This window comes from Modestobacter lapidis (genome assembly GCF_054780755.1).
The window spans coordinates 1-15,618 of record NZ_BAAGVS010000001.1 but is presented as its reverse complement, the minus strand read 5'-3'; the positions used below and the strand labels follow the sequence as shown (position 1 = coordinate 15,618).

12 protein-coding genes are annotated in these 15,618 nt (G+C 75.5%); all 12 read right to left on the bottom strand.

Going from position 1 to position 15,618, the window contains the following annotated elements; translation table 11 throughout:
- Window positions 1–76 precede the first annotated feature (76 nt).
- On the bottom strand, window positions 77–808 hold the full coding sequence (pgeF, locus tag ACYVG5_RS00060) for a peptidoglycan editing factor PgeF (protein WP_222044862.1): 732 nt from the start codon (window positions 806–808) through the stop codon (window positions 77–79).
- 87 nt (window positions 809–895) lie between these two features.
- On the bottom strand, window positions 896–2,185 hold the full coding sequence (gene ftsZ / locus ACYVG5_RS00055; RefSeq protein WP_222044860.1) for a cell division protein FtsZ: 1,290 nt from the start codon (window positions 2,183–2,185) through the stop codon (window positions 896–898).
- A gap of 329 nt (window positions 2,186–2,514) precedes the next feature.
- Window positions 2,515–3,099: a peroxidase-related enzyme gene (locus ACYVG5_RS00050; RefSeq protein ID WP_222044858.1), complete on the bottom strand. Its 585-nt coding sequence runs from the start codon at window positions 3,097–3,099 to the stop codon at window positions 2,515–2,517.
- A 52-nt stretch (window positions 3,100–3,151) separates the two neighbouring features.
- Window positions 3,152–3,976 carry a cell division protein FtsQ/DivIB gene (locus ACYVG5_RS00045; RefSeq protein ID WP_222044856.1) on the bottom strand — a complete coding sequence of 275 codons (825 nt, stop codon included), beginning with the start codon at window positions 3,974–3,976 and terminating at the stop codon, window positions 3,152–3,154.
- Window positions 3,973–5,418, bottom strand: a complete 1,446-nt coding sequence (gene murC, locus ACYVG5_RS00040; RefSeq protein WP_222044854.1) for a UDP-N-acetylmuramate--L-alanine ligase — start codon at window positions 5,416–5,418, stop codon at window positions 3,973–3,975. The genes ACYVG5_RS00045 and murC overlap by 4 nt, the downstream gene beginning before the upstream one ends.
- Entirely contained in the window at window positions 5,415–6,578 is a 1,164-nt protein-coding gene (gene murG, locus ACYVG5_RS00035) for an undecaprenyldiphospho-muramoylpentapeptide beta-N-acetylglucosaminyltransferase (RefSeq protein ID WP_460682867.1), read from the bottom strand. The genes murC and murG overlap by 4 nt, the downstream gene beginning before the upstream one ends.
- Entirely contained in the window at window positions 6,575–8,206 is a 1,632-nt protein-coding gene (ftsW, locus tag ACYVG5_RS00030) for a putative lipid II flippase FtsW (RefSeq protein ID WP_460682866.1), read from the bottom strand. Before ftsW ends, murG begins: the two co-directional genes overlap by 4 nt.
- Window positions 8,207–8,213: 7 nt before the next feature.
- Window positions 8,214–9,620 carry a UDP-N-acetylmuramoyl-L-alanine--D-glutamate ligase gene (gene murD / locus ACYVG5_RS00025; protein ID WP_222044852.1) on the bottom strand — a complete coding sequence of 469 codons (1,407 nt, stop codon included), beginning with the start codon at window positions 9,618–9,620 and terminating at the stop codon, window positions 8,214–8,216.
- A gap of 23 nt (window positions 9,621–9,643) precedes the next feature.
- Window positions 9,644–10,723 (bottom strand): phospho-N-acetylmuramoyl-pentapeptide-transferase, encoded by a 1,080-nt coding sequence (mraY, locus tag ACYVG5_RS00020; protein ID WP_222044850.1) that lies wholly within the window; start codon window positions 10,721–10,723, stop codon window positions 9,644–9,646.
- On the bottom strand, window positions 10,720–12,171 hold the full coding sequence (locus ACYVG5_RS00015; protein ID WP_222044848.1) for a UDP-N-acetylmuramoyl-tripeptide--D-alanyl-D-alanine ligase: 1,452 nt from the start codon (window positions 12,169–12,171) through the stop codon (window positions 10,720–10,722). The genes mraY and ACYVG5_RS00015 overlap by 4 nt, the downstream gene beginning before the upstream one ends.
- Complete coding sequence (locus ACYVG5_RS00010; protein ID WP_222044846.1) at window positions 12,168–13,724, bottom strand: UDP-N-acetylmuramoyl-L-alanyl-D-glutamate--2,6-diaminopimelate ligase; 1,557 nt, start codon at window positions 13,722–13,724, stop codon at window positions 12,168–12,170. The genes ACYVG5_RS00015 and ACYVG5_RS00010 overlap by 4 nt, the downstream gene beginning before the upstream one ends.
- An 89-nt stretch (window positions 13,725–13,813) precedes the next feature.
- The coding region (locus ACYVG5_RS00005) for a peptidoglycan D,D-transpeptidase FtsI family protein (RefSeq protein WP_460682865.1) at window positions 13,814–15,618 on the bottom strand (1,805 nt) is incomplete at its 5' end.

Sequence of the window (15,618 nt, the reverse complement as noted above, 5' to 3'; positions counted from 1 at the left end):
CGAGCCCTCGGGCTCCTGGAACGGCCCCGTCCCGGGCACCGCCCTGAGCTTGCGAAGGGCGGGGAGGACGGGGTCCTTACGCGAGCCAGACCACGCCGGCCTGGCGGCCGGTCACGCCGTCCCGGCGGTGGCTGAACAGCCGGGGATCCTCGACGGTGCACCGGGGGTCGTGCACGACCTGGCCGACCCCGGCGCCGCGCAGCACCTGCTCCAGCCCGACCCGCAGATCCAGACCAGGGGTGCCCCGCCGGGTGCGCACCGCGCCGGCCGGGGCGACCCGGGCCACCTCTGCCTGCATGGCCAGCGGTACCTCGTAGTCGGCGCCACACACGGCCGGGCCCAGGAGTGCCTCCACGTCGCCCGGGCGGGAACCCAGCCGGGTCATCGCCGCCAGCGTCGCGGGGACGACGCCCCGCCGGACGCCCTCCCGGCCGGCGTGCACCGCGGCGACCACCCCGGCGACCGGATCGGCCAGCAGCACGGGCACGCAGTCGGCGACCAGCACGCACAGCACGAGCCCCGGCGTCGCGGTCACCAGCGCGTCGACGTCGGCGACCGGGTTCTCCCCGGCGTCCTCGATCACGGCGACCCCGGTGCCGTGCACCTGGGTCATCCAGACGAGAGCGGTGGCGGGCACGCCGAGCCCGCCGGCCAGCCGGTCCCGGTTGGCCGCCACCGCGACCGGGTCGTCCCCGACGTGCTCGCCGAGGTTGAACGACTCGTAGGGCGGCGCAGAACGGCCGCCCCGCCGGTCGGTGACGACCCGTCGGGGTCGCACCGCCGACGAGGCGGCCGGACTGCTGCTCACGTGAGCGGCCCCCTGACGGGGGCTGGAACGGCCCTCGTGCAGGGGCCCGCCGCGAGCTCGCGAGTGGTGGGGGGCACGGGGGTCCTCTTACTGGCTGCGGAGGAACTCGGGAATGTCGAGTTCCTCCTCGAAGTCCTCCTGTGCCAGCGGACGGCGGCTGCCGTTGCCCGCACCGGGGATCGGCGGGAGCGGGGGCACGGTGATGCCGCTCCCCTGCGGTGCCGCACCGGGCTGCCCCGGCCGCGGAGCGGAGGGCACCGGCGCGGCCGGCGTGGCCGCCGCCGGACGGGCCTCCGGCTGGCCGGCCGGCCGCTCCCCCGCCTGGGCCGGCGCCGAGGTCCGGGCCGGTGCCGCCGGTGCGGCGGCGACCGACGCGGGTGGCGCCGTCGCCGTCACGGTGGTGGCTGCGCCGTCCTTGCGGGTACCCGGCTTGCTGTTGTCGAAGCCGGCGGCGATGACCGTCACCCGCACCTCGTCGCCCAAGGCGTCGTCGATGACGGCGCCGAAGATGATGTTGGCGTCGGGGTGCGCGGCGTCGGAGACCAGCGATGCCGCCTCGTTGATCTCGAACAGGCCGAGATCCGAACCACCGCTGATCGACAGCAGCACACCGTGGGCGCCTTCCATCGACGCCTCCAGCAGCGGGCTGGCGATGGCCTGCTCGGCAGCCAGCAGCGCGCGGTTGTCACCGCGCGCGCTGCCGATGCCCATCAGCGCCGACCCCGCACCGGACATGACCGACTTGACGTCGGCGAAGTCGAGGTTGATCAGGCCGGGCGTGGTGATCAGGTCGGTGATGCCCTGGACACCGGAGAGCAGCACCTGGTCGGCGGTGCGGAAGGCGTCCATCACGCTGACGTTCCGGTCGCCGAGCTGCAGCAGCCGGTCGTTCGGGATCACGATGAGCGTGTCGCACTCGTTGCGCAGCTCCTCGATGCCCGACTCGGCCTGGACGGCCCGCCGCTTGCCCTCGAAGGAGAACGGTCGGGTGACCACGCCGATGGTCAGCGCGCCGAGCTTGCGCGCGATGGAGGCGACCACCGGGGCCCCGCCGGTGCCGGTGCCACCTCCCTCGCCGGCGGTCACGAAGACCATGTCGGCGCCCTTGAGCACCTCTTCGATCTCCTCGCGGTGGTCCTCGGCCGCCTGGCGGCCCACGTCGGGCTGCGCACCGGCGCCCAGGCCGCGGGTGAGCTCACGACCGACGTCGAGCTTGACGTCGGCGTCGCTCATCAGCAGCGCCTGCGCATCGGTGTTGATCGCGATGAACTCGACCCCCTTGAGGCCGACCTCGATCATGCGGTTGACCGCGTTCACCCCGCCGCCGCCGATGCCGACGACCTTGATGACCGCGAGGTAGTTGTGCGGAGGTGTCATGCTGCGCTCCCCAACTGGACCCTCATCCTCAGGTTAAGCCTTATAGTTATGTCAACTAGTGGCGTTGTGGACGAAGTTAGGTGTGCTGGATCGGTGCAGCAAGCACCGTCATGGGCTCGGCGTGTCCAGACGGTGCCAACACACCCACCTCGGCCGACCCCACTGTCACGTACGACTCACGAGGCGTGACGACCCGCCCCCTGGGCGTCTCACGCCAGGGTCGAGCCCTGTGACGTACGCCCGACGCGCCCGGAACGGGAACTCGAAAGCGGACCTTTTGCTCGGGCGTGTCGGGCGCATGCGTGTGTCGCGGCCACCGCGCTCGACGGTCAGCTCCGCGGCACCCGGCCCATCAGGTGGAACTCCTCGTTCGGCGGCACCGCGGCCCAGTGCATCAGGCGGTTCGACAGCGCAAAGAGCGACACGATCGCGCCGACGTCCCACACGTCGTCCTCGGTGAGCCCGTGCGCGCGCAGCGCGTCCAGGTCGGCCGGGACCACGGTCACCGGCGCGACCGCGAGGCGGACGGCGACCTCCACGACGGCGTGCAAGCGCGCCGGCAGCGGCGCCTTCCGCCAGTCGACCGCCACCTGGTCGGCCAGGTAGCGGTCGCGGGCCCGGATCCGGACCAGCGCTCCGTGGGCCACCACGCAGTAGAGGCAGTCGTTCGCCGCGCTGGTGGCCACCACGACGACCTCGCGGTCGGCCTGGCTCAGCCCGGGGGTGTCCTTGTCCATGAGCGCGTCGTGCAGCGCGAAGAACGCCCGGGCCTCGGCCGGGCGCCAGGCGAGCGCGGCGAAGACGTGGGGGAGGAATCCGCTGGCGCCGGCCACCTCGGCGAACCGGTCGCGGAGGTCGGGCGGCAGGTCCTCGGCCGGCACGAGCGGGAAGCGGCTGATCGGCTGGGAGCTCATCTCGCCACTGTCCCGCACGGCCGGGCTCGTCCGGCCCCCCGCGGACCCTTCCTCAGCGCAGGGCGACGGCGTCGGGCGTGCTGACGTCCAGCGTCCCGGCCGGCTCCAGCGTCCCCGCGTCGATCTGGTCGAGCAGCCCGTCGAGCACCCGGGCCTTGCGGTCGGTCTGGTCGGCGGTGCCCCACAGCACGGTGCGGCCGTCGGTCAGGGTGAGCGTCACGTCGTCGGCCGAGGTCGCCGACACCCCGGTGACCTGGGCACGCACGTCGCGGGGCAGGGAGACGAGCGCGCCGAGGGCCGCGGTGGTGGCCGCGTCGTCCGGGCCCGGGTCGGCCACCGTCAACGGGACGACGCCGGGCGGCGGGTCGCCGGTGATGGTGTCGAACAGCACGCCCTCCCGGTCGACCAGCGCCCGGCTGCCGGCGTCCTCGACCACGGCCACCGGCACCCGCTCCACGACGGTGACCACCACGGTCTGCGGCCAGCCCCGGGTGACCTCGACGGCGGCCACCTGCGGGAGCCCGGCGACCCGGGCGGCGGCGGCGGCGGTGTCCACCCGGACCAGCGGTGTGCCCGGGCCGATACCGGCCGCCTCGACGACCAGGTCGGCGGAGAGCGTGGACACTCCGTCGACCTGCACGCTGCGGACGGCCAGCAGTGGGCTGGCCAGCACCACCCAGCCGGCCAGCGCGACGACGACGGCCAGCACGGCAGCGCGCACCAGCCAGCGCCGCCGCGGGTCGAGGCGGCGCCCGGAGCGCTGTGCGGGGCGCCGGCGACGGCTGCGCAGCGGGGTGACCTCGGACGCCCCACCGTGCGGCCGCCGGCCGCGGCCGCCCGACCGGGCGCGGTCGCGGGTGGTGGCCGCCCGGCTCACCGTGTCCCGGCCTCCCCCGGGAGGTCGAGCTCGGCGAGCGCCGCGAGGACCTCGGGGCCGACCATCGACACGTCCCCCGCACCCATGGTGACCACGAGGTCGCCGGGGCGGGCCCGCGCAGCGAGCGCCGGCGCCGCGGCCGACCAGGACGGCTCGAACAGCACCTGCCCGCCCGGTAGCGGCACCGCGTCGGCGACCAGCGCCCCGGTGACGCCGGGGACGGGGTCCTCGCGGGCCCCGTAGACGTCCATCACGACGACCTCGTCGGCCAGGCCCAGGGCCGCCCCGAACCCGTCGGCGAACTCGGCGGTCCGGCTGTACAGGTGCGGCTGGAAGGCGACCACCAGCCGGCCGGTGCCGGCGACCGCGCGGGCGGCGCGCAGCTGGGCGGTCACCTCGGTCGGGTGGTGGGCGTAGTCGTCGTAGACCCGCACCCCGGCGACGGTGCCCTTGAGCTCGAACCGGCGGTGCACCCCGCCGAACCGGGCGAGTCCGCCGATCAGCCCCGTCGCCGGCAGGCCCAGCTCGGTGCCGGCCAGCAGCGCCGCGGCGCTGTTGAGCGCCATGTGCGCGCCCGGCAGCCGGATGGTGACCTGGCCGAGGTCGGCGCCGTCCAGGGTGGCGGTGTAGCGGGTGCCCTCGGGGCCGACGTGCAGCCCGGTCAGCCGCAGGTCGGCCCCCTCGCCTTGCCCGTAGCTCCGCACCCGGGCGGGGGTGGCGACGCCGCGGAGCCGGGCGGCGCCGGGGTCGTCGGCGCACAGCACCAGGAACCCGTCGGGGTGCAGGGTGGACAGGAAGGTGTCGAAGGCGGCCTCCACCGCCGCCAGGTCGCCGTAGTTGTCCAGGTGATCGGCCTCGACGTTGGTGACGATGGCGCCGTAGGGGGCCAGCAGCAGGAAGGACCGGTCGCTCTCGTCGGCCTCGGCCACGAACACGTCGCCCTGCCCGGCGTGGGCGTTGGAGCCGGACTCGTTCAGGTTGCCGCCGATGGCGAAGGACGGGTCGACACCGCAGGCCTGCACGGCGACGGTGAGCATCGACGTCGTCGAGGTCTTGCCGTGGGTGCCGGCCACCGCCACGCTGCGCCGGCCGGCCATCACCGCGGCCAGCGCGACCGCCCGCGGCAGGACGCGCAGCCCGGCGGCGCGGGCGGCGCTGAGCTCGGGGTTGTCCGTCCGGATGGCGGTGGAGACGACGACGGTGTCGGCATCGCCGAGGTGCGCGGCATCGTGCCCGACCAGCACCCGCGCGCCCAGGGCGGCCAGGGCCAGGAGCGCCGGGGAGTCGCGGCGGTCGCTGCCGGACACCGGGACACCGCGGGCCAGCAGGATCCGGGCGATGCCGCTCATCCCGGCGCCGCCGATGCCGATGAAGTGCACCCGGCCCAGCTGCGGCAGGGATGGGATGGGGTCGCGCCAGGCGGCCACGTCGTCGGCGCTCATGCTCGCCCGCCCGCGACCTGCAGCACCATCTCCGCCAGCCGGTCGTCGGCGTCCGGCGTGCCCGCGGCCAGCGCGTGCTCGGCGTATCCGGCCAGCGCGGCCGGATCGGTGACCAGTGGGAGCACGTGGTCGACCAGCCAGGACGGCGACAGCTCGGCGTCCTCGACGAGCAGCCCGCCGCCGGCCTGGACCAGCGGCAGCACGTTGCGCCGCTGCTCCCCGTTGCCGATGGGCAGCGGGACGAACACCCCCGGCAGCCCGACCGCACTCAGCTCGGCCACGGTGACCGCACCGGACCGGCACAGCGCCAGGTCGGCGGCGGCATAGGCCAGGTCGATCCGCTCCAGGTAGTCCACGACCACGTAGGGCGCCTGCCCGACCGGCCGGGTGGCCACGGTGACGTCGGTGTTCTTGGGACCGCGGGCGTGCAGCACCTGCACTCCGGCGCCGGTGAGCGCATCGGCGGCGCCGGCCGCGGCCCGGTTCAGCGAGGCAGCGCCCTGCGAGCCGCCGAAGACGAGCAGCGTGGGACGGTCGGCGTCCAGGCCGAAGTGCGCCCGGGCCCCGGCCCGGAGCCCCGCCCGGTCCAGCGACGTCAGCTGCGGGCGCAGCGGCATGCCCACGTGTTCCGCACCGCGCAGCGGCGTGCCGGGCACCGTGACCGCGACCCGGGCGGCGATCCGGGCGCCCACCCGGTTGGCCAGACCCGGCAGGGCGTTCTGCTCGTGCACGACCACGGGCACACCGCTGCGCCAGGCGCCGAGATAGGCCGGCAGGGCGACGTAGCCACCGAAGCCGACCACCACGTCGGCGGAGAGCTCGGCCAGCAGGGCCCTGGTCTCGGCGACCGACCGGCGCACCCGGCCGGGCACCCGCAGCAGGTCGAGGGTCGGCCTGCGCGGCAGCGGAACCGGCGGGATCAGCCGCAGGTCGTAGCCGCGGGCGGGAACCAGCCGGGTCTCCATGCCGCGGCTGGTGCCCAGGCAGGTGACCCGCGGCGGGCCGCCGGGAGCGCCGGTACACCGGGTCAGGGCGTCGGCCAGGGCGAGCATCGGCTCGATGTGCCCGCCGGTGCCCCCACCGGCGAGGACGACCGAGAGCGGGCGGGCGGGTGCGGAGCCCTCGATGGGGTGGTCGGGGGCTGGCTGGGCAGAGGTCACTGCGGGCGTCCTGGCCGTTCGGTTCTCGGGGTGCGGGACCGGGGCGCCGAGCGCCCCCGCCCGCTGGTCGGGTCGGCCGTACCGGTCCGGTCGCGTGCCGGGAGGCGGTCACCGGCGGGAGGCCGGCCGCGGACAGTCTGCCGGTCCCGCCGCCCCGGTGGCTCGGCCGGGGGCAGCGGGTCGCGTCGGGGCCGGGGCGCCGCGGGCCGGGCCGCCGCGGACCGGGGAGCGTCGTCACCGGGCACCCCGCGGCCGTCGGCGGGCCGCCGGTCGGGACCGGGCACCCGGGCGACGGTCCGGCCGCCGTCACGCGGTGACGTGCGGGGACGGCTCCCCCGGCGCCGGCGCGAGGGAACCGGGTCGACGGCGCGAGCCGGCACGGGCAGCAGCAGCCGGGCCAGCCGGCCGCGCCGCTGGGCCGTCAGCGCGGCGATGGCCTCGGGTTCGGACCGGGCGAACCGGGCCAGCAGCCCCACGATGAACAGGGTGAGCACCAGGGAGGTGCCGCCGGCGGAGATCAGTGGCAGCTGGACGCCGGTGACCGGGAGCAGGCCGACGACGTAACCCATGTTCATGGCCGCCTGGCCGATCAGCCAGACCGTGATCGCGACGCTGGCCAGCTGGACGAACCGGTCGGTCGAGCGGTGGGCGATCCGGAAGCCGGCGTAGGCCAGGATGCCGTAGAGGCTGACCACCACGACGCAGCCCAGCAGCCCCAGCTCCTCGCCGATGATCGCGAAGATGTAGTCGGACTCCGCGTGCGGCAGCAGGTTCCACTTCATCGCGCTGTTGCCCAGTCCCACGCCCCCCAGCCCGCCGGTGGCCAGCGCGCGCAGCCCGCGGCAGGCCTGGTAGCCGCCGTCACCGGCGTCGGCGCACGGGTCGAGGAACGAGGTGATCCGGGCCATCCGGTAGTCGGCCGTCATCACCATCAGGAACACCGCGCCGGCCACGGCGGCGATCCCGACGGTGATCAAGCGCCAGTTCAGCCCCCCGGCCCACAGCAGGCCGGCGACCACCAGGCCCAGGCTGACCACCGCGCCCATGTCGGGCTCGAGCAGCAGGAGCACCGAGACCAACCCGAACACCGGCAGGATCGGCACCAGCAGCGACCGGGTGGTCAGGTACCGCTCGCGGAGGGCGAGGACGTGCGCGCCCCACAGCGCGAAGACGAGCTTGGCGAGCTCGGAGGGCTGGAAGTGCGTGAAGCCCAGATCGAACCAGGCCCGGGACCCGTTGAGCCGGATGCCCAGGCCGGGGATGAGCACCAGCACCAGCAGCCCGAGGACGAGGAGCATGCCGCGGCCGGACCACTGCCGCAGCCGGCCCACCGGCAAGCGCAGCGCGAAGAACATGCCGCCGAGGCCGATGGCGGCGAAGACGATCTGCCGCACCCCCGGCAGCCACGCCGGCTGGTCGGCCAGCGCGGACTCGATCGAGGAGGCGGAGAACACCATGATCAACCCGATGACCAGCAGCAGCCCGGCCGAGCCCAGCACCAGGTGCGAACTGGTCATCGGGCCGTCCAGCCATGCCGGTCCCCGGAGGCGGCGCCGGTCCGGGAGGACGTCCCGGGTGGCCGGGCGGGTGCTGCGCACGCGGGAGTCGGTGCCCCGGGTGGTGCTCACCGGCAGGTCACCCGAGCGCGCGCACCGCGTCGGCGAAGGCCCGGCCCCGGTGCGCGTAGTCGGCGAAGACGTCCATGGAGGCGGCGGCTGGGGCCAGCAGCACGGTGTCGCCGGGGCCGGCCAGGCGCGCGGCGGCCGCCACGACCTCGGCCATCACCTGCTCGGGGGTCCGGTCCACTTCGCCATCGTCGCCGCTGGGCACCACGACGCGCGGCACCGAGGGGGCGTGTCGCGAGAGTGATCGCGCCAACTCCGCACGGTCACGACCCAGTAACACCACCCCGGCCAGCCGGGGGGCGACCGCAGCGACCAGCGGATCGACGTCGGCTCCCTTGAGCAGTCCGCCGGCGATCCAGACCACCCGCGGATAGGCGGCGAGGGACGCGCCGGCCGCGTGCGGGTTGGTCGCCTTGCTGTCGTCGATGTAGTCGATGCCGTCGACGGTGCCGACCAGGACGTTGCGGTGGGCACCGCCCCGGAAGCCGGCCAGGCCGCGACCGATGGCCTCGGCGTCCACCCCGGCGGCCAGCGCGAGCGCCGCGGCGGCCAGCGCGTTCACCGTGTTGTGCGGTCCGCGGACCTGCAGCGCGGCGATGTCGACCAGCACGTCACCGGCCGGCGTCGCGGAGAACGCCCGGTCTACGAGCGCGCCCGACCGCACGCCCAGCTGCCCGCGGGCGGGCTCGTCGAGGGTCACCGGAACCGGGTGCCGGTGCGCGGCGACGAGGGCGGCCGCCTGCGGGTCACCGGCGTCGGCGACCGCGATCGGCGCCAGCCGCAGCAGCACGGCCTTGGCGTCCCGGTAGGCCTCGAAGGACCCGTGCCAGTCGACGTGGTCGTCGGCGACGTTGAGCACGCAGGCCGCCGCCGGGGCGATCGAGGACGACCAGTGCAGCTGGAAGCTGGACAGCTCGACCGCGATGGCGTCGTAGGCGGGCGCGCCGTGCTCGTCGCGGGCGGTGACCACCTCCACCAGCGGCCGCCCGACGTTGCCGGCGGCCACGGCCCGCAGCCCACCGGCCCGCAGCACGGCCTCCAGCATGGTGACCGTCGTCGTCTTGCCGTTGGTGCCGGTGACGGCGTACCAGGGCGCGGGCGGGCCGGCGCCGTCCGGGCCGGTGCCGATCCGCAGCCGCCAGGCGAGCTCGGGCTCCCCGATGACCTCGATGCCCTGGTGGGCGGCGGCGGCCAGCAGCGCGTGATCGGGTCGCCAGCCCGGGGAGGTGACCACCAGGTCGATCCCCTCGGGCGGCGTGGACACCGGCCCCAGCCAGGTCGCGCCGGCGGCGACGAGCTCGTCGAGGGCGGCCGGGACGGCGGCGTCGGTCAGCAGCACCTCGTCACCGCGGGCCAGCAGCACCCGGGCCGCCGCGGCCCCCGAGACGCCCAGGCCGGTGACCAGCACGGTGCCCATCGGCTGCTCCCCCGTCCTCGTCCTCACAGGCCCGCGAAGGAGAGCCAGTCGGCGTAGAACAGGCCGATCCCGAACGCTACCGCCATGCCCGTCACCAGCCAGAACCGGACGATGACGGTGCTCTCCGCCCAGCCGGCGAGCTCGAAGTGGTGGTGCAGCGGGGCCATCCGGAAGACCCGCCGCCGGGTGGCCCGGAAGAAGGCCACCTGGATGACCACCGACAGGGTCACCGCCACGAACAGCCCACCGAGCACCACGAGCAGCAGCTCGGTGCGGGTCACGATGGCCAGCCCGGCCATCAGGCCACCGAGGGCCAGCGACCCGGTGTCGCCCATGAAGATCCGGGCCGGGGAGGTGTTCCACCACAGGAAGCCCAGGCACGCCCCCATCGCGGCGGCCGCGATCAGGGTGACGTCGAGCGGGTCGCGCACGGTGTAGCAGCCGTCGACCAGCGCGGCGCTGCAGTCGTGGCCGAACTGCCAGAACGAGATGATCACGTAGGACGCGAAGACCATCGCCGAGCAGCCGGCTGCCAGCCCGTCCAGGCCGTCGGTGAGGTTCACCGCGTTGGAGAAGCCGGCGATGAAGAGGTAGGCCAGGACGGCGAACAGCACGGTCGGCAAGGTCAGCGGCGCGATGTCGCGCACGAAGGAGACCGCCGGCGACGCGACCGGCACCCCCTGGTCGTTCTCCTGCCACAGGGCCAGGAGGGCGAAGGTCAGCCCGATCACCAGCTGGCCGATCAACTTGGCCGTCTTGTTCAGGCCCAGGCTGCGGCGGTAGCGGATCTTCAGGTAGTCGTCGAGGAAGCCGACCGTGCCCAGCCCGATCAGCAGGAACAGCAGCAGCAGGCCGGTGGCCGTGACCCCGCGCCCTTCCTGGTTGATCAGGAAGAGGTGCGCGATCAGGTAGCCACCGACGGTGGCCAGCACCATGACGGTGCCGCCCATGGTGGGCGTGCCCTTCTTGGACAGGTGGCTCTCCGGGCCGTCGTCCCGGATCTCCTGCCCGAATCCCCGCCGGCGGAACGCCTTGATGGCCAGCGGGGTGAGCAGGATGGAGATGACCAGGCCGAAGGCGGCCGCGATCAGGACCGACTTCACGCGGTTCCCTTCCAGGCGCCGGCGGAGTCGGTGTCCGTGCCGGGGACGACGGGGTCGTCGGTGAGCAGGTCGGCGGCGAGCACCTCGAGAGCGTAGGAGCGGGAGGCCTTCACCAGGACGACGTCCCCCGGGGAGAGCTCCGCGGCGAGCAGCCGCCGGGCGGCGTCCCGGTCGGCCACGTGCACGGGCTCTCCTCCGGGTCCGCGGCCGGCGGCCGACCACTCGGCCACCGCACCGGTGTGCACGCCGATGGCATCCGGGCCGACGGAGACCAGCACGTCCACCCCGGCGCGCACCGCGTCGCGGCCGAGCCGCGCGTGGGCGGCGTCGGCGCCCGGGCCCAGCTCGCCCATCGCGCCGAGGACGGCGACCCGCCGCCGCGCGGCCAGCCCGGCCAGCGCAGCCAGGGCGGCGCGCATCGATTCGGGGTTCGCGTTGTAGGCGTCGTTGACCACGGTCACCCCGTCGGCGCGGCGGCTGACCTCCATCCGCCAGCGGCTGCGCGCCCCCGCGGCGGACAGCCCGGCGGCGACCTGCGCCGGCGACAGCCCGGCGGCCAGCGCTGCCCCGGCCGCGGAGAGCGCATTGGCGACCTGGTGGGCGCCGACCACCTGCAGCGTGACCGGGTGCTCCTCCCCCGCGGCGACCAACGTGAACCGGGCCCTGGCCTGCTCGTCCAGTTCCACGCCGGTGGCCCGCACGTCGGCCCCGGCGGCGTCGACCCCGGTGGTGACCACCCGGGCGCGGGACCGGCCGGCCATCCCGAGCACCCGGGGGTCGTCGGCGTTGAGCACGGCGGTGCCCTCGGCCGGCAGCGCCTCGACCAGCTCGCCCTTGCTGGTGGCGATGGCGTCGGCGCTGCCGAACTCACCGAGGTGGGCGGACCCGACGTTGAGGACCACGCCGATCAGAGGGCGGGCGACGCCGCACAGCCGGGCGATGTGCCCCGGTCCGCGCGAGCCCATCTCCAGCACCAGGTAGCGGGTGTCCGGGCCGGCGGTGAGCACGGTGAGCGGGAGGCCGATGTCGTTGTTGAACGAGCCCTGGGGGCTGACCGTCGGGCCGGCGGTGGCCAGCACCTGGCCGAGCAGGTCCTTGGTCGACGTCTTCCCGGACGACCCGGTGACGCCCACGGTGACCAGCCCGCCGCCGACCAGCCGCGCGTGCGCTGCGGCGGCCAGCCGGCCCAGCGCAGGCACCGGATCAGGCACGACCACGCAGGGCAGTGCCGGGTGCGGCCGGGTGCTCAGTGCGCCGGCGGCCCCGGCAGCCGCGGCCGCGGGGAGGAAGTCGGCGCCGTCGACCCGCTCGCCGGGCAGCGCGACGAACAGGTCGCCGGGTGAGATGGTGCGGGAGTCGACCGTGACGGAACCGGTGACCTCGCCCGGGAGCCCGACCAGCTCCCCGCCGACGGCCTCGGCCACCTCGGCGAGCGACAGCCGGATCACGGACGCACCCCGAGCTCGCCGAGCACCTCGCGCAGCACCTCTCGATCGTCGAAGGGCAGCACCCGGCTCCCGACCTCCTGCCCCGTCTCGTGGCCCTTGCCGGCCACGAACAGCGTGTCCCCTGGGCGGGCGCGTCGCACGGCGGCGGCCAGCGCCGCGCGCCGGTCGCCGATCTCCAGCACCTCGGCCCGCCGGTCGGTCGGAACGCCGTCGGCGCCGGCGCGCATGGCCGCCCGGATTTCGGCCGGGTCCTCGGACCGGGGGTTGTCGTCGGTGATGACCAGCAGGTCGCTGCCGGCTGCGGCCACGGCGCCCATGTCCGGCCGCTTGCCGGCGTCGCGGTCGCCGCCGCAGCCCAGCACGGTCAGCAGCCGTCCGGGGGTGCCTGCCCGCAGCGCCTCGAGCGCCGTGCGGACGGCGTCGGGGGTGTGCGCGTAGTCGACGACGGCCGCGAACGGCTGACCGGCGACGACGGGCTCCATCCGGCCGGGGACGACGGCCTCGGCCAGCCCGGCGACGGCGGCCTCGACCGGGACGCCCACGGCGTCCAGCAGGGCCACCGCCAGGACCGCGTTGGCCACGTTGAAGGCGCCGGGCAGCCGCAGCTGCACCGGCCAGCTGCCGCCGTCCCGGTGGTGCAGGGTGAAGACGGAGCCGCCCTGGGGGCCGGGGGCGACGTCGGTGGCCGACCAGTGCGCGCCGTCGGCGCCCCGGGTGGAGACGGTGATCGTCCGCGGTGCGAGCAACCGCCGGCCGGCCGGGTCGTCGACGTCGACGACCTCGACCTCGGCGCGGCCGTCGAAGAGCCGGGCCTTGGCCTGGAAGTAGCTCTCCGCGTCGCCGTGGAAGTCCAGGTGGTCGCGGGACAGGTTGGTGAAGCCGGCGGCGGCGAAGCGGACGCCGCCGACCCGGCCCTGGACGAGGGCGTGGCTGGAGACCTCCATGACCACCGCGCGCACCCCGGACTCGACCATGCTGGCCAGCAGCGCGTGCAGGTCGGGCGCCTCGGGTGTGGTGCGCACGCTGGGGAAGGTGGTGGTGACCGGCTCGCCGGTGGCGTCCCGGCCGCGGGTCCGGGTCTGCACGGTGCCCAGCAGCCCGCTGGTCCAGCCGGCGGCGGCCAGGCCTGCCTCGACCAGGTGGGCCGTCGTCGTCTTGCCGTTGGTGCCGGTGATGCCGAGCATCGTCAGCCGCTCGCTGGGCGAGCCGTACACCCGGGCCGCAACCGCACCCAGCAGGTCACGGGGATCGGCGACGACGCACACCGGCAGGCCGGTGGCGCGGGCGTCGGCCTCCCCCGCCGGGTCGGTGAGCACCGCGGCCGCGCCCCGGGCGGCCGCGTCGGCGGCGTAGCGGGCCCCGTGGGTGCGGGCGCCGGGCAGCGCGGCGTAGAGGTCACCGGGGCGGACGTCGGTCGAGGCGAGGGTGGCCCCGGAGACCGTCGTCGCCGGGTCGCCGCAGACGGGGACGCCGACGAGATCGCCGAGATCGGCGAGCGGGAGCCGGCCGGTGCCCGATGGCCGGGGCACCGAACCGGCAACGGTCGGACTCACGAGTGTCCAATCTACCGGCGGTGCCGGTGGGTGCCCGGGCCGCACCCGGGGCCGGGACACCGGCTCCCGGCGGGCGGACGCCGGTGCGGTCAGGGGGCGGTCAGGGTGAACTCGGGTCGGGGCGTGCCGGAGGGGACGACACCTCCGGCGGTCAGCGCGTAGCGCATGACGTCGGCGAAGACGGGGGCGGCGACCTGGCCGCCCTCGGCCGAGCTGGTGGGGCGTTCGAGGTCGACGGCGACCACGTACTGGGGGTCGTCGGCGGGGGCGTAGCCGACGAAGGTGGTGAAGTAGCCGCCGCCGGTGTAGCAGCTGCAGTCGGGGTTGGCGCGCTGCGCGGTGCCGGTCTTGCCGACCACCCGGAAGCCGTCGACCGCCCCCAGCGGCGCGGTACCGCCCTTGCCGACGACCGCCTCGAGCATGTGGGTCATCGCCGCGGCGGTGGGCTCACCGACCACCCGGGTGCCGGCCGGCCGCGGCGCGGCGGTCACCGTGCCGTCGGCGGCGGTCACCGAGCTCACCACCCGCGGCGGTACGCGCACGCCGCCGTTGGCCAGCGTCTGGTACACCGAGGCCATCTGCAGCGTGGTCACCGAGACGCCCTGCCCGATCGGCACGTTCGCCGCCCGGCTGGCCGTCCAGTCCGCGGAGTCCTCGAGGATGCCGGCGCTCTCCCCCGGCAGCTCGATGCCGGTCCGGGAGCCGATGCCGAAAGCCCGCAGGTACTCCTCGAGCTTGTCGTCGCCGATCTCGCGGGCCAGCATGATCGACCCGACGTTGCTGGACTTGGCCAGGATGCCGGTCACGGTGAACCCGATCGGCGCGTGGTCGTGGGCGTCGGTGACGACGGTGTCGCCGGCCTGGATGTGGCCGGGCACCTGCAGTACCCGGTCCGGGTCGGCCTTGCCCTCCTCGATGGCCGCGGCCAGGGTCACCGCCTTCATCACCGAGCCGGGCTCGTAGACCTCGGAGACGACCGGGTTGCCCAGCAGCTCGGGGTCGGTGTCGCCATAGGCGCCGGGGTCGTAGCCCGGGCAGGAGGCCATCGCGGCGACCTCGCCGGTCTGGGCGTCGAGGACGACGGCGGACGCTGCGGTGGTGGCCCCGTCGGCGCACGCGGTCGCCAGCCGTTCCTGGACGACGAACTGCAGGTCCTCGTCCAGGGTGAGCTGGACGGTGCCGCCGTCCGTGGCCGGGGTCGTGTCGTCGATGCCGGAGGGGATCGGGTTGCCGCTGCCGTCGACCTCCACCCGCTCCACGCCATCGGTGCCGGCCAGCTGGTCGGAGTAGGTCTGCTCGATGCCGGCCAGGCCCTCGCCCTCCTGGCCGACGAACCCGACGACCTGCCCGCCGACCGCGCCGGCCGGGTAGAGACGCACCGGGTCGTCCTCGAAGTAGATGCCGCCCAGTCCGAGGTCGCGGATCCGGTCGGTGACGTCGGGGGCGACCTGACCGGCCAGCACGACGTAGCGGCCGTCGCGGGAGAGGCGCTCGGTGAGCTCGGCGGCCGGCACGTCCAGCAGCGTGGTGAGCGCCAGGGCCGTGCGTGCCGGGTCGGTGACCACGGTGGGGTCGGCGACGACCCGCTCGGCGGCGACCGAGTAGGCCAGCACCTTGCCGTCGCGGTCGGTGATCTCGCCGCGGACGGCGGTGATCGGGCTGGTCCGCATCCGGGAGTCCTCGGCGGCCTGGGCGTACGCGGCGCCGTCGACGCCCTGCACCAGCACCAGCCGGCCGACCACGAGGACCAGCAGGGAGACCATGAAGGCCAGGCCGATCCGGTTGCGCCGTTCCCGCTGCACCCGCACGGGAGCCGAGCCTCGCCCGCTCCCGCCGCCGGCCGCGGGAGGCGCGCCGGGGGCGACCGGGCGGCGCGGGCGGGCAGCGCTGCCGC